The following is a 14,987-nucleotide window of genomic DNA, read 5'->3' on the forward strand; positions in this document are numbered from 1 at the left end:
CGTTCTCAATGTGTGATTGACCCTGTGCTCGGTGCTTGCATTTATGCAAAGCCGCTTTGATTTCCTGCCTATATCGCGGTGAGGCGTGACTCCCTACACTGGCCTTAAAACCGACACTGGAGAATCGACATGGAACGTATTTTTATCGTGGCAGCCAAGCGCACCCCGATTGGTAACTTCAATGGTGCGCTGAGTTCGCTGTCTGGCGTAGAGTTGGGAGCAGCTGCGATGCGAGCAACCCTTGACCAAGTTGAGCTTCCCTTGGACCATATTGATGAAGTGATTGTGGGCAGCGTTTTAACTGGCGGTACGGGAATGGGACCCGGCCGACAAGCGGCAATCCGAGCAGGCCTGCCCGAATCTGTCCCCGCCTATACCATCAACATGATTTGTGGCAGTGGCATGCGGGCAATTATGGACGCGGCCAGCCACATCCGCGCCGGTGATTCGGACATCGTCCTTACCTGCGGCATGGAGAGCATGTCTAATGCCTGTTACACCACCTCAGGTCAGGCTCGTCGTGGCTATCGGCTTGGGCACCAAGGTCTTGAGGACAGCATTCTAAAAGATGGCTTGACCGATGCCTTTCACCATTACCACATGGGGGTCACCGCAGAAAACATCGCAACTCAGCTAGGTATCTCTCGTGAGGAACAAGATGCCTTTGCGCTCGATAGTCAGCGCAAGGCTGCTCAAGCAATTGAGATGAATTATTTTGATGCCGAGATTGCGCCAGTCACTACTAATCTACGCAAGCGCCAAATCAATGTCACTCAAGATGAATACCCAAGAGCTGACTGTACCTATCAGGCCCTACAAAACTTAGCCCCTGCCTTTGATAAAAATGGCAGTGTCACCGCCGGAAACGCCTCTGGGATCAACGATGGCGCCTCCGCGATCTTATTGGTTTCCGGTAGCGCACTTAAAAGGCATAACCTCACGCCAATCGCTGAGCTTATTGAATATGGGCAAGGGGCGATAGCGCCCGAGGTAATGGGGCTTGGCCCGGTCTCAGCCATCGCAAATACCCTCACCAAGGCCGATATGGCGATAGAAGATATCGACCTTTTCGAGCTCAATGAGGCATTCGCTGCCCAAGCCCTCGGCGTGATCCGCTCACTGACCCGTCAGCATAATGTCGATGAGCCGTGGATCCTTGAGCGTAGCAATGTCTGCGGCGGTGCGATCGCACTGGGTCATCCGGTCGGTGCCTCTGGCAACAGAATTGTCACCACCCTCGTCCATCAACTGCAGCGCACGCGTTGCGATTATGGACTGGCGTCTCTTTGTATTGGCGGTGGTATGGGCACCGCGATGATAGTAAAACGTTGTTACTAGGGGTAAACATGATGAAAAAATCAGCCACAAAAGAGCAGATCACTCCCCTTCTTCATGATGGTATGACGATCATGATTGGCGGGTTTATGGCCACTGGTGCACCGGAAAAGCTAATCGACCTGGTGCTTGAGTCCGGTATCAAAGACATCACTCTGATCAGCACCGATACTGGCTCGCCTGGCAAAGGAGCCAGTCGACTCATCGCCAGCCAAAGGGTCAAGAAGCTCTATGCCTCGCACATTGGCACCAACCCAGAAACGGGCAGACAGATGAATCAAGGGACACTTGAGGTGGAACTGGTGCCGCAAGGCACCCTTGCAGAGCGAATTCGCAGCGCTGGGGCCGGATTGGGCGGTGTATTAACCCCGACGGGGCTCGGGACGATTGTTGCTGAAAACAAGCCCGTTATTGAGGTAGATGGGCAGGCTTTTTTACTCGAAAAGCCTCTTAAAGCTGACCTAGCACTGATACGCGGTTCGGTGGTCGATCAGCGTGGCAATGTCTTTTACAAAAAAACCAGCCAAAATTTTAACCCGTTGATGGCGACAGCTGCAGGCACTGTCATCGTCGAACCAGAGCAGTTAGTGGCCCTTGGGGAGATCGAACCCGAGGCAGTGCACACCCCCAGCTTATATATCGACTATATCTTTGTGGAGGAGTCCTAATGACGACACAACTCGATAAACACACGATTCGACGTCGCATTGCATGGCGAGTCGCGCAAGAGATGCAGGACGGTGATATCGTCAATCTCGGCATTGGTCTTCCCTCACTGGTCGCTAATGAGGTCGATAAAGACGTTGAGCTGCTGCTTCAGGGTGAAAATGGCTTGCTCGGTATCGACGCTTTAGCCAGTGAGCAACATGCGGATGCAGACCTAGTTAACGCAGGTGGTCAGCCTATCACAGCCATTGCCGGCAGTTGCTATTTCAATAGTGCTGACTCGTTCGCGATTATTCGCGGTGGTCATGTCGATGCGACGGTGCTCGGAGCGCTACAAGTCGATGAGCGAGGCAACCTGGCCAACTGGATTATTCCCGGCCAAATGGTGCCCGGCATGGGCGGGGCAATGGATCTGGTTGTCGGCGCCAAAAAAGTGATTGTCGCCATGGAGCACACCGTCAAAGGGCAGCCAAAGCTGCTCCAACACTGCTCACTACCCCTGACCGCAGTTGGCCAAGTTGACCTGATAGTCACCGAGATGGGCGTGATATCGATCATTAATAACCAGATGGTGCTCACCGAGTTGGCACCTGAGTTCAGCATCGATGAGATTCAAGCCGCTACGCAGGCAAACCTGGTTATTTCTCCTGACCTAATCCCTATGCCTACACCAGAATAAAACACAGCAAAACCTTTGGGGTATGCTTTGTGCTACCCCTTTTTTTTGAAGGTTATAGCGTCATCACTAAAGCGAGGTTAAGCAACCCACAAATAACCTAGACTCGAATTTGGGGGCCGCTTTGATGTCAGATTAATATCTAGCTAGAACTTATAAATAGCTGAAAAGTAATGCCCAGCACCGATTGAATCTGAGTTTACCCCATCTTTAATTCCGTAGACATCATAAAAATACTTTAGCCCGTAACCCAGTGCATAACTGGTCACTTCGCCAGGCATTATTAGCAAGTCAAATTCCAGCTAAAACTCACTCGCTTACGCTTTATATATAAAAATTATGTTTATATATGAAAAATCATGATAGAGATCACGATTAAATATGAGGGTGATGTGGTAGTTTTTAATCGAAGCGAAATGCCATGTAAAAGTCGCTGATTTTAGAGGTGACAGCTAGTGAGAAAAGGGGCCTAGATGGGCTTTGCTGCAACCATAGGAACCAAGCGCTTACGAGGCCTACAACATCAGCGAAAACGAACAAATCAGAAAGCATTTAACTCAGAGGACACGCTTAACATTTTGCGCAAGATAGCCGAAGAACTGTCTCGCCCACCAGGAGCTGTTGGCCTCGCATCGCCAAGTTATTAAAAGGAAATGATCCATGGAAACACTACCACTTGAAGGCATTACCGTTCTTGATTTTGCCAACTTTTTATCGGGCCCCGCAGCTGCACTGCGATTAGCAGACTTGGGCGCTGAGGTGATTAAGATTGAGCGCCCTGGCGTGGGTGACTTATGTCGAAATCTGGCAATTAATGACCAGAGAATCGGTGACAACAGTCTGTTATTCCACACCTTTAATCGCAACAAAAAAAGCGTCGCGCTTAACCTAAAATCTGAATCGGACCTTGAGCAAGTTAAGAAACTCATCTCAACCGCAGACGTGATGATCCATAACTTTAGACCCGGTGTGATGGAGAGAATCGGCCTAGATTACGCCGTGGTATCACAGCTCAATCCTAAGATAATTTATGGCTCAGTGTCGGGCTATGGTGACAAGGGGCCATGGCGCGATAAGCCAGGTCAAGACTTGTTGGTTCAATCGCTGTCTGGACTTACCTGGCTATCTGGTGATGGTGAGCACAACCCAACCCCGGTCGGTCTTCCGGTATTAGATATTGTCACCAGTGGCAATCTAGTCCAAGGCATCTTGGCCGCCATTATTCGCAGAGGAATAACCGGTAAGGGCAGCCTTATCGAAGTTGATCTGATGAGCAGCGCGTTTGATCTTCAGTTCGAACAGCTCACCGCCTATGCCAATGACAATAAAGAGCCGTCTCGAAGTAACATTGCCAATGCCAACATCTACGGCGCTGCGCCTTACGGCATCTATAAAACTACAGACGGCTATCTGGCTCTGGCTATGATGCCGATTAGCCTGCTGGCAGAGCTATTAGAATGTGAAGCACTGACTCAATTCACTCAAGATGATGCCTTTCAACAGCGAGACAAAATCAAAGCGATCGTCGCCGATGCGGTAAAACAGCGCTCCACCAGCGCTTGGCTAGAAGTGCTCGAGGCGAGAGACGTTTGGTGTGCTGAAATCTTGGATTGGAGTCGACTGTTAGAGGAAGAAGGCTTTAAAGCACTTGAACCACTGCAGACCGTCGACGTCATCGGTGGTGATCCGATCAAAACGACCCGCTGTCCAATTCGACTTGATGGCGAATACCTAACCTCAAGCAAGCCAGCACCGCTTTTAGGGGCTCACACCAACCAAATCATTCTGTGAGCCTAAGTCTGGCTCAAAGCGGAGCCGGATGAGATATCAAAAGTTACAAGCGTTTAAAATTAACCGGAGTTTACAATGATTAAGTTAAAAGGAATGACGTGGTCTCATGACAGAGGGCTCAAGCCACTGATTGCCGCGACGACTGAATTTGCCAAACAGCACGATGATGTAGAGATTTCATGGGATGCAAGATCGCTGGCCGACTTTGAGCTGTTTCCACTCGATCAACTGGCCAGCAAATACGATTTCATCATGATCGACCACCCACATATTGGTGTGGCTTACGAGCAAGAACTCTTATTGCCTCTTGACCAACTTCTGCCACAAGAGTTTATTGAAGATCAAAAACAGAATTCCGTTGGCCGAAGCTTTGAGAGTTACCACTGGGAAGGGCATCAATGGGCTTTACCCGCAGACGCTGCCGCTCAGGTTTCTGCTTATCGAAAAGACTTGATGGATAAGTACGGTCAGGCGATACCACAAACTTGGTCTGACGTATTTTCGCTCGCAGACAGCCTGGAAAGCCAAGCACAGCCCTCCCCTGTGATTGGGATACCGTTTGTACCAGTTCACGCGTACTCGAGCTTTTATACCCTGTGTTCTCAGCTTTCAGATAAGACAGTTTGGAGCGACGGATCCGATCTCGACCTTGAGGTCGGTGAACAGGTGCTCAAGCTACTTAACCGAGTACTGAGTAAAGCACATAAGATCTCGTTCGACAGTGACCCTATTCAACTGCTTGACAAGATGGCCTGCACGGATGAAATCGCCTATACGCCGTTGATTTATGGCTATTCAAACTACGCGAGGGATGGCTACCTAGAGAATGTGGTGATTTTTGACGAAATGCCTTCAGATACAGGTGCGCCAAACGGCAGTATGATCGGTGGTGTGGGTCTGTCTATCTCATCGAAATGTAAGCACCCAGAGGTGGCGGCGAAGTTTATTCAGATGACTGCAGCGGGAGATTTCCAAAAAACGATTTTCTTTGATCAGGCTGGTCAGCCTGGTCACAGACAGGCCTGGATGGACAAGCATACCAACGACAACAGTAACAACTTCTTCAAAAACACACTCAAGACACTCGATCTAGGCTCGATGCGCCCGCGTTTTGACGGCTATATTGAGTTCCAAGAGCACGCAGGCAAATTGATCCGTGAGTTTGTGATGAACCAAGATACTGAATACCGTGCGTTGGTGGTTAAGTTAAATGAGCTCATCAAGCATTACCGCAAGTAGTCAAATTTAATCAAATACTCTCTAATAAAATCGGATGAGGTCTCAGCGCCTCATCCATTTCACATCACCTTATACCCGATGAAGTATATCCAATGAGACTGTCCTGGAATCTGGACAAAAAGTCCTAGCTTATCCTCGGGAGTTGACTGCAAGCCCCTACCCTACCTCGCTCTTTATTGGTACTACCAATTATTGCACTCCTGTCTATTTATTGACCAATAAGTTGGACATTGGTCACCCAATAATTCCTATGCTTTTAGTAGAATAGCTGAAATAGAAACACTGACGATTTATCTCAGTTTTAGAGTATTGGTAGCACCAATTAGGCTTGGTAATGATCATATTATGCTGAGGCATTACGACCACATTAAGGGTGTGTCGGACGGTGAAGTATTGTCTCAATAAAGGTTATCGATTGAAGCAGGAGGCGCTTAGATATGCCTAGTGAAACATGCAAACCTGTATTATCCGTTCGAGGGCTGGCGAAAAGTTTTTCTGGAAAAACTGTGGTCAGTAATGTCTCTTTTGATATCTATCCTGGTGAAATCGTTGCCTTGGTGGGAGAAAACGGCGCAGGCAAATCCACCACCAAGAATATGATTTGTGGGCTGCTCGAGCCCAACCAAGGTGAGATATTTGTCCGAGGTGAGAAGGTTGACAAGATTGATGGCCGTACCCACGGTATCGGGGCCGTTCACCAAGAACTTAGCCTATTCGAAACGCTGAATGTCGCTGAAAACATCTGCATTAGTGATCTGCCAGGCAGTGCCTCAAAAGTCGATTGGCAAGCCTGCCACAAGATTGCCCAGGAGCAGTTAGACAACCTTGGTATTTCGATAGAAACCGGGCAAAAAGTCGAATCTCTCGGCGCCGGTAAACAACAGATCGTTGAAATCGCCAAGGCCCTGCTCCACGCGCAAAACGTGTTGATCCTCGATGAGCCGACCACCTCCCTTACCGCCCCGGAGCGTGACCGACTGTTTGATTTGATGAACCGCCTAAAACAGCAAGGCATCGCGATGATCTTCATCTCTCACTTTATGGATGAGATCTATCGCATGAGTGATAAGTTCATTTGTCTTCGTGATGGTAAACAGGTTGGCAGCGACCTATTGGCGAACACGCCACGCAAAGAGTTAGAGCAATTGATGGTAGGTCGAACCATTGAGGAGTCACGAATTAATCTCTCGCCACACAGCGAAAAGGTAAAGCTAAGCGTTGACCGCTTAAGCTCTTACTATTTCGACGATATCTCCTTTAACCTTCACCAAGGGGAGATCCTCGGAATTGCTGGACTGATGGGGGCAGGTCGAACCGAAGTGGCTGAGGCGATCGTTGGCCTTATAGAGTCAACTGGGTTGGTTTCTGTCGACGGCGTGCCGATGAATAAGCGCTCTGTTAAGGAGTCTATGCAGCGTGGTCTGTGTTACCTCACCGAAGACAGGCGCTCGCACGGCCTATTCCCTGTACGTTCAGTAAAAGAAAACATCTCAGCGGCAGCGATTACTCGATTTGTCCAGCGCAAAATCAAAGGGTTTGGCTTCAAAGGTGAGTATCAAAGTGCTGACAAGATCGCCGATGAGCAGAACATCTCTGTCCCTTCGATAGATTCAGCCGTCGCCAACCTAAGTGGCGGAAACCAGCAAAAGGTCCTGCTCGCGCGTTGGCTCGCCACACAGCCGAGTGTTTGCATTCTCGATGAACCGACAAAGGGGGTAGATATCGGCGCCAAGTTCGATATCCATAACCGCATTGCGGCCCTAGCTAAATCGGGTGTCTCGGTGCTGCTGGTATCGTCCGACTTACCCGAACTTCTCGAGCTCAGTCATCGCATTCTGGTGATGCGCACCGGTCATATCGTGGGTGAGTTTGAACGCTCAGAGTTTGATCCGGCCAAGATCATTTCCCTTGCGGCAAGCTCCGCTTATGAACAGAAGTCAGCCTAGGAGCAATTAAATGGATTCGATCAAAAAAGCACTCTCGCAATACAACTGGCTGCCGATCGCTGGTGCGACCTTTGTCATGTGTATTGTTTTATCTTTGGTGTCAGCGTCATTTTTGTCGGCAGCGAATTTTCAATCGATTTTGGTTCAGTCGAGTGTCACCGCGATTATGGCCGTGGGCATGACCTTCATTATCTGCACGGCGGGGATCGATATTTCAGTCGGTGCGATACTGTTTTTTACCTCTTCGCTGTTTGCGCAACTGATGATGATGACCAACTCCTACTTTATCGCCTTCAGCGCATCAATGTCGTTTGCCTGCATCCTCGGCTATCTCAATGGGTTCCTAATTGTTCGCTTTAAGATCTCACCGCTGATCACCACCCTCGCGACTTACACCATGTATCGCGGTATGGCGATCCACCTAACCGAAGCGAAGAACATACCCGTGCCACGAGAAATGGGCTTTTTGGGTAATGGCTCGCTACTCGGGATTCCCATGCCAATCATCCTAATGTTTCTCACCCTGATTGCCGGGGCTTACCTCTTCAATCGAACTCGGTTTGGTCTGTATGTCAAAGCCATTGGTAACTCAGAGCAGTCTGCCCGTGAGTCGAACCTGCCGGTCAAGCAGATCACCATGTTGGTCTATCTGATTGGCGGCGTCACAACCGGGATTGCAGCACTGATCCTACTGGCGCGCGTCGGTGGCCTTCAGTCAGGAATTGGTATCGGGATTGAGTTTACCGTGATCGCGGCGGTCGTGCTTGGAGGCACCAAACTGTCCGGCGGCACTGGAACCGTCCTAGGCAGTGTTATTGGGGCGATATTCTTGGTGCTGATCGACAACGGTCTCAACCTATTAAACGCCTCCCCCTATGTCTACGACATCGTCAAAGGTGTTGTGCTCCTAGTCGCTGTCGTGATTGACAAGCTGTCGGTCATGCGGCAACAAAAATCGGTTTTAGAAGAGCGAGCCAAGCGAATCCGCTCCGCTTCTCAAAGCCTACCCACAACGTGAAATGAGGTTACTATGAAAACGAACAACAAAAGAGTAATTGGGTTAATTGCTGCCGCTTCACTGTTTACCATGTCTGGCTTTGCTATGGCCAAAGAGATCACGCTCGGTCTGTCTGTTGATCAATTGTTCGAGAGTCGCGTCGCTGTCATCGATGCGATTAAGGCGGAAGCGGAGCAAAAAGGCTACAAGATCATTGAGGTTGTGGCGGATGGCGATGCTCAAGCGCAAAACTCTCAGATCCAATCACTAGTAACACAGAAAGTGGATGCTATCTTAGTCTGTGCTGTTGACCAAAATACCATCGAGCGGGCATTGATTGGCGCTAAACGACGCGGTATCCCGATTGTCGCTTATGACCGCGCGCTCCCTGATAGCCGCGCTGTTGATGCTTATGTTGGTCCTGACTCAATTACCGATGGTTACCTTGCCGGTCAATACACCGCTGAACAGTTTAAAGATACTGATGAGAAAATAGTTATCCTTGAACTGCTTGGCGCACTCAATGACCAAAATGGCATCGACCGAAGTAAAGGCTTTAACGACGCGTTGAAAGGGCTCAAGAACGTCGAAGTGATCGCGATGCCGACCGACTGGGATTCCGCTCGCGCGCTGGCGGCGACTCAAAATGCCTTCCAAGCCAATCCAAACATCAAGGCGGTATTCGCTGCAACCGATACCCACATCCCTAGTGTCGAGACCGTACTTCGTGACCTGAATAAGATCCAACCAAAAGGCTCAGCTGACCATGTGGTGGTGACCGGCGTCAACGGCAGTAACGATGGTTATCAAGCCACGCTGTCTGGCAATGCGGATGGTATCGTCGCAATGGACACCAATGGAACCGGGATTAAAACCGTCAAAGTTGCCACGGCGTTAATCAACGGAGAGCCCGTAGATATGAACAATGTTATTCCGGGTAACTTCTATACCACAGATGATATTGAGGCCAATAAGTCAGTCATTTGGGGCGCGAAATAGCACGCACTAACCTTACTCGGAGGTAGTTATGGAAAACGTGGTAAAAGGTAGCGGGCGCGAGAGCAAGGCATCACTCGGAGTCCTTGGTTTTTTTAAACAATATCCAGCCGTGCCGATCATTATTGTGCTGCTGGTTGGGTTCTCTTCGCTTTCTCCGTTTTTCCTCACCTCCGGGAATGTTGAATCGATCATGATTTCCAACTCAGTCATCATGATCGCGGCGATCGGCATGACCCTAGTATTCCTGACCGGGGGGATTGACCTGTCTATCGCCACGGTGATTTCTGCCAGCGCCGTTATCGCCGGTACGGTTATGGCAGAAACGCAGAGTGTAACGCTAGGCGTTATCGCCGCGCTTGGAGTGGGATTGGCATTTGGGCTGCTCAATGGTTTTTTGATTGGTTATTGCAAGCTCAATCCCTTTATCACCACCATGGGCACACAGTTAATTGCTCGTGGTATCGCATTTTTGATCTCAAAAGGTATCGCGGTTAAAGGCACCCCCTTCGCTATTCTAGACTTTAGCTTTATGACCTTTTTGGGTCTGCCCGCTGTTGCTTGGATTGCGATAGCGCTTACCGTTGTCTCGATTGGCGTGCTGGCGTTGAGTACCTGGGGACGACAAGTCTATTTACTCGGCAGCAATCGTTCAGCCGCCAAATACACCGGCATCAATACAGAGCGCACTGAGGCCTCTGTGTATGTGGTGGCCGGCTTATTGGCGGGTGTTGCAGGCATGATCAGTATCATTAACCTTGGCAACGCGATTCCCGGCGTCGGTGACACGATCCTCCTGATCATCATTGGTGGCGTAGTACTGGGTGGCACCAGCATGTTTGGCGGTGAAGGGTCGATATTTAGAACGGTTCTGGGTGTAGCTATCTTAGCTATCTTAACCAGTGGTCTGAACCTGATGGGTATCCCATTTTATGACCAGTTGATCATCCAAGGCATATTAATCTTTGTTGGTAACGGTTTAGCGATGAAGCTTAGCAGAGAGCGTTAGGAAGTCTTTTGCTTATTAATCTAGTGCAATCCACAGAGGCAATGTACTAGGTTAATCAGCGCCTTTGTCCTGGTTAAACCGTGTCGCCAAGCACTGAAGAAGTGCATTCACTCTTGATGGTGATGTCTGTTTGAAGACTTCGAGCCAGCCCTGCTGTTGCAATAAATCGGCAAACTGATAACACGGGGCCAGTGTTGCCTTGGCAGTGTCTCTGAGCGAAACACTCGGTACCAAGGCAGTCACAGCGTATTCTTGATCACCCTGGCGAAAAAGATACCAGCGATTTTGCCACCAGCCTAGCGTCTTACTATCGACAAGCTCTCCGAACAATCCATCATTTTGGCCTGAAACATAGAAGATCCGGCACTCTCCCAGCCTGACCTGCTCAGCGAACTGAGTCATACAAGCGCCGCGCAGAAAAACCTCATGATACAAATAGTGCTCCCCCTTAAGGCGACCATGTCCGAGAGCATGTAACGCGCGCCAGTGAGCGTGTGCAGTTAAAACAGGTTTAGCGATTGCCTCAGTCTTGGCATGGAGAGGGCTAGGACCATAGTTAATCAAGTCAAACTGAGAGCGTTGCAGAAATTGTTGACTGCGTTTCTCGGCTGCCTCTAACGCCTTCACCTCCGCTGAGCTATGGTGTTCCAGCGACTCAGAGTTTGGTTGTGAGTATTGATAAAGACTATCCTCGGTCAATAGAAATGGACACCAATTGCTGGTCACTAGCAAGACTTTGCCACTATCCACATCACAACTCCAAAGCACCCACATCCGGTTTTGCTCCCCTTGATGCATCCCTTTGTACGGTATGGTAAAAGCCAAAGTCGCAACGCGCTGAGCAGGTTGCTCGTCATATCGTTGCTGTTGAGCCTGGCTACTCAGTTGCATTAGCTGTCTATCGATCTGGTTCCGCTGTAGCACGACATTATTTACATAACACAACCAATCATCACTCCCTTTTAGGTGCTGCGTTAATTTAGGCACAATTGTCGCGAACTCTTGCTTGGGACTCCAACGCGAATAGGTCCTAGAGCAGGATTTACAACGATAACGTGCCTTTCCATTAGTCGATGAACCGAATCTTTTTTGCGTTTCACCGGCACAATATGGGCAGATTTTCGCCGTCAGCTTGCCTATTTTTTCTGCGATGTGACTCCAGATTTGAGTGAAGCCGTGGTTATCTAACACGGGAGGATAAGAGTCACACTTTTGGCAATGATAAGCGCGAAAGCCGAGGCGATAAACGGGCCCGTAAAAACCATCGGCATTGGTGATACCGAAATTCTCACATCGGTTATTTTTGCAGACGTTTAGATCAACTAGCTTCATATTTCACAGCAACAAAAAGTGTATTTTTTTATTTTATCGTTTGCGCAAACGTTCATGGCGTGATCTATATCACACTTTTAAGGCGACCTGTTCGTAAACTTTGCGCCTCGATTTCCAACGTTACAAGACAAGATACGATGAAAAAGACCTTACTGGTTTCACTACTGGCCGCGACAAGTGGCGCTGCACTGGCAAAAGATGTCACCATCCTCTACACCAATGATATCCACGCTCACTCTGAACCATTTATCGCCCGCTATGTCGATGGTGAACGTCCAGTAGGAGGCTTTGCCAACATCGCTGCATGGAGTGCGCAGGAAAAAGCGGCAAACCCTGCCTCTATCTTTGTTGATGCCGGAGACTACTTCTCAGGCCCTTACCTCTGTAGCCTAACCAAGGGCGAAGCAATCATCGATATCATGAATACCATGAACTACGATGTCGCCTCTATCGGTAACCATGAGTTCGACTATGGTTGGGACAACATGCTGGTACAGCTTGCCAAGGCAGACTTCGAACTGCTGTTGGGAAATGTCTTCTTTGAAAACTCAGACAAGCCGGTCTGGGACAAGCCGTATACCATTATAGAAAAAGACGGTATTCGCTTTGGTGTCATTGGCCTGCATGGCAAGTTTGCCTTTTATGACACTGTCTCTGCTGCTCAGCGCCAGAACTTAGAAGCACGTGACGAGATAGAGTACCTGCAAACGTACCTTGATGAGCTGCGCTCACAAGTCGATATTACCATAGCGCTTATGCACCAAGGCACTCCGGCGCGTCAATCCAGTGAGGGCACCACAGATGTGCGTCGCGCTCTGGATAAAGACATCGAGACCGCGAAGCAAGTTACTGGCCTTGACATCTTAGTGACAGGTCACGCCCACGTCGGCACCCCAGAGCCTATTGAGGTTAACGATACCCTTATCGTGTCTACTGACGGCTATGGCATCAATGCGGGTAAACTTGTGCTCGATTTTGATGAGGAAAACCGCACTATTCGCGGCTACGAGTTTGAACTCAAGACGCTTTGGGCCGATGAATGGACGCCACAACCAGAAACCCAAGAGGTGATCGATAAGTGGAAGCAAAACGTTGAAGTGATTGCTAAGCAAAAGGTTATCGATACCGACGAGGTACTGACTCGTGCTTACGGTCAGTCGTCACCGATGGGCAACATCAGTGCAGATGCCACCCTGTTCGCATTTGAAAATGCCGATATCGGCTTTATGAACAGCGGTGCGCTGCGCAACGATATCGAAGCTGGTACTGTCACACTAGGTGATATCCTCAGCGTCTTCCCTTTCCCAAATACTGCAATGGCGATGGATCTCACTGGCAACCAGTTAAAAGATCTGATGGAACACTCGGCAGGCTTGACCAACGGCGTGCTGCAGGTATCTGCAGGTTTTGAAATGCGCTACGACAGCTCACGCACCGTTGGCAGTCGTGTGGTCAGTATGACACTTCACGGAGAAGCGATTAAACCGGAGCAGAGCTATCGCGTCGTTGCTAACAACTTTATCGCCGATGGTGGTGATGGTTTCCTGACTTTCGTTGAAGGCGCTAACATAGAAGAGCGCACTGATATGATGATGACCGACCTAATGGCAGCGTATATGCGTGCTAATCGCGAGCTACCGGGTAAAGATGAGATGCGAGTATTGGATCTAGCTGAGTAATTCCCCAAGCATCCATAGCAGTATCCTGCTGAATACGAGCAGGATACTAGCTTCGATGATATCTGCTTGGGCTTCTAGAGGATGGAATTAACAAAGCGTATACACTTAATGTATTTACGGGCAAGGCAACGTAAGGAACTCTAACGGGTTGTCTGTCATACCACTTGAACTGAGACACAGTAGCATCGAGGTAACTTGGCATATTATTAATAAATCCTTAATACTGATTGTACATTAGGGCTTATTATCAAATTCATGCCAATGTTTATACTACGCACCACTGACAAAACATCACAGAGGTCGTTATCCATGAAAGCTACAGTAATTCGCAAATTCGGCGGTACAGACGTATTTGAAACTGCAGAACTCCCAATGCCTGAGGCAAAACCTGGACACGTCGTTGTTAAGGTTGCTGCATCGAGTGTCAACACCATTGACATGATGCTGCGAGAAATGGGTGAAGCACTGCCATTCCATCCAAAGCTGCCGGGCGTGCTGGGTATGGACTTTGCGGGTACTGTGGAGTTCGTTGGCGAGGGAGTTACTGAGTATGCTGTCGGAGATGAAGTGTATGGCTGTGCGGGTGGACTTGGCGAGCTTCAGGGCTCACTCGCTGAATACATGCTGGCAGATGTTGAGCTGATTGCACACAAACCGAAAAACCTCTCAATGCGAGAAGCCGCTGCCCTACCTTTGGTTGGTATCACCGCCTATGAGGGCCTGGTTCGCGCGGGTATTACTGCTGGCCAAAAGGTGTTAGTGCACGGCGGCGCCGGTGGTGTAGGTCACATCGCTCTGCAACTTGCACGTCATTTGGGCGCTGAAGTTTTTGCGACAGGTGCAGCCGGTGAACAAGTTGACTTAATTAGCGATTTGGGCGCAACGGCGATCGATTTTAAATCTGAGTCGGTGGCGGATTACGTTGAAAAACACACTGCGGGCGCAGGTTTTGACCTAATCTTCGACTCAGTCGGCGGAGCAAATCTGAACAATTCAATCGAAGCGGTGAAGCTCAATGGCCAGATCGCGACAACGCTCAGCCTACATGAGCAAGACCTGACTATGGTTCACATGAAAGGTCTATCACTGCACGTTGTCTTCATGCTGCTACCGATGATTTACAACGTGGGTCGTGCAGAGCACGGTAAAATTCTAAAAGCACTTGCTCAGATTGTTGAAGCCGATGAACTAAAACCTGTTTTGGATTCAGAAGTGTTTTCTCTTGAAGAGGCAGGTAAAGCGCACGATCGCCTCGCAAGTGGTCAAGCAATCGGAAAGGTTGTGGTAAGCATCTGATATTTATACTTGTTCTTCGCTAGCC

Annotated in this window: 13 protein-coding genes and 1 pseudogene; 11 read left to right on the plus strand and 3 right to left on the minus strand. The window is 49.3% G+C overall.

Annotated features, from left to right (window positions below; translation table 11 throughout):
* The first annotated feature begins 129 nt into the window (after positions 1–129).
* From ACSTTG_RS11390 to ACSTTG_RS11400, 3 genes are read left to right on the plus strand one after another with little or no spacing between them, the layout of a single operon-like run.
* The gene (locus ACSTTG_RS11390) at positions 130–1,338 is read left to right on the plus strand and encodes an acetyl-CoA C-acetyltransferase (protein WP_438457008.1); all 1,209 of its coding nucleotides are present in this window, start codon (positions 130–132) and stop codon (positions 1,336–1,338) included.
* Between the two features lie 11 nt (positions 1,339–1,349).
* Positions 1,350–2,003 carry a CoA transferase subunit A gene (locus ACSTTG_RS11395; protein WP_438475024.1) on the plus strand — a complete coding sequence of 218 codons (654 nt, stop codon included), beginning with the start codon at positions 1,350–1,352 and terminating at the stop codon, positions 2,001–2,003.
* On the plus strand, positions 2,003–2,680 hold the full coding sequence (locus tag ACSTTG_RS11400; protein WP_438474906.1) for a 3-oxoacid CoA-transferase subunit B: 678 nt from the start codon (positions 2,003–2,005) through the stop codon (positions 2,678–2,680). The genes ACSTTG_RS11395 and ACSTTG_RS11400 overlap by 1 nt, the downstream gene beginning before the upstream one ends.
* 143 nt (positions 2,681–2,823) lie before the next feature.
* Here ACSTTG_RS11400 and ACSTTG_RS11405 read toward each other — a convergent pair whose 3' ends face one another.
* Complete coding sequence (locus tag ACSTTG_RS11405; protein WP_438475025.1) at positions 2,824–2,958, minus strand: outer membrane protein OmpK; 135 nt, start codon at positions 2,956–2,958, stop codon at positions 2,824–2,826.
* Positions 2,959–3,337: 379 nt separating this feature from the next.
* On the opposite strand from ACSTTG_RS11405, the gene ACSTTG_RS11410 reads away from it, so the two are divergent.
* From ACSTTG_RS11410 to ACSTTG_RS11435, 6 genes are all read left to right on the plus strand, one after another.
* Positions 3,338–4,468, plus strand: a complete 1,131-nt coding sequence (locus tag ACSTTG_RS11410; protein WP_438474907.1) for a CaiB/BaiF CoA transferase family protein — start codon at positions 3,338–3,340, stop codon at positions 4,466–4,468.
* A gap of 75 nt (positions 4,469–4,543) precedes the next feature.
* Positions 4,544–5,707, plus strand: coding sequence for an ABC transporter substrate-binding protein (locus tag ACSTTG_RS11415; RefSeq protein ID WP_438474908.1), 1,164 nt, complete (start codon positions 4,544–4,546; stop codon positions 5,705–5,707).
* Between the two features lie 437 nt (positions 5,708–6,144).
* A complete protein-coding gene (locus ACSTTG_RS11420) occupies positions 6,145–7,653 on the plus strand; it encodes a sugar ABC transporter ATP-binding protein (protein ID WP_438474909.1) in 1,509 nt (502 codons plus the stop codon).
* 10 nt (positions 7,654–7,663) lie between these two features.
* Complete coding sequence (locus tag ACSTTG_RS11425; protein ID WP_438457002.1) at positions 7,664–8,671, plus strand: ABC transporter permease; 1,008 nt, start codon at positions 7,664–7,666, stop codon at positions 8,669–8,671.
* A gap of 12 nt (positions 8,672–8,683) precedes the next feature.
* Complete coding sequence (locus ACSTTG_RS11430) at positions 8,684–9,649, plus strand: sugar ABC transporter substrate-binding protein (RefSeq protein ID WP_438474910.1); 966 nt, start codon at positions 8,684–8,686, stop codon at positions 9,647–9,649.
* A 28-nt stretch (positions 9,650–9,677) separates the two neighbouring features.
* Positions 9,678–10,655, plus strand: coding sequence for an ABC transporter permease (locus tag ACSTTG_RS11435; RefSeq protein ID WP_438474911.1), 978 nt, complete (start codon positions 9,678–9,680; stop codon positions 10,653–10,655).
* 51 nt (positions 10,656–10,706) lie between these two features.
* Here the strand turns inward: ACSTTG_RS11435 and ACSTTG_RS11440 are convergent, their stop codons facing one another.
* Both ACSTTG_RS11440 and ACSTTG_RS11445 read right to left on the minus strand, forming a co-directional pair.
* A complete protein-coding gene (locus ACSTTG_RS11440; RefSeq protein ID WP_438475033.1) occupies positions 10,707–11,546 on the minus strand; it encodes a hypothetical protein in 840 nt (279 codons plus the stop codon).
* Positions 11,547–11,690: 144 nt separating this feature from the next.
* Positions 11,691–11,987 (minus strand): annotated as a pseudogene (locus tag ACSTTG_RS11445) (transposase-like zinc-binding domain-containing protein); the annotation flags it as partial.
* 137 nt (positions 11,988–12,124) lie between these two features.
* On the opposite strand from ACSTTG_RS11445, the gene ACSTTG_RS11450 reads away from it, so the two are divergent.
* Together ACSTTG_RS11450 and ACSTTG_RS11455 are read left to right on the plus strand one after the other, a co-directional pair.
* The gene (locus ACSTTG_RS11450; RefSeq protein WP_438474912.1) at positions 12,125–13,666 is read left to right on the plus strand and encodes a bifunctional metallophosphatase/5'-nucleotidase; all 1,542 of its coding nucleotides are present in this window, start codon (positions 12,125–12,127) and stop codon (positions 13,664–13,666) included.
* A 309-nt stretch (positions 13,667–13,975) separates the two neighbouring features.
* Positions 13,976–14,962, plus strand: a complete 987-nt coding sequence (locus tag ACSTTG_RS11455) for a zinc-dependent alcohol dehydrogenase family protein (protein WP_438474913.1) — start codon at positions 13,976–13,978, stop codon at positions 14,960–14,962.
* The last annotated feature ends 25 nt before the right edge of the window (positions 14,963–14,987 follow it).

This window comes from Vibrio glycogenivorans (genome assembly GCF_051660965.1).
In the GTDB taxonomy this organism is placed as follows: domain Bacteria; phylum Pseudomonadota; class Gammaproteobacteria; order Enterobacterales; family Vibrionaceae; genus Vibrio.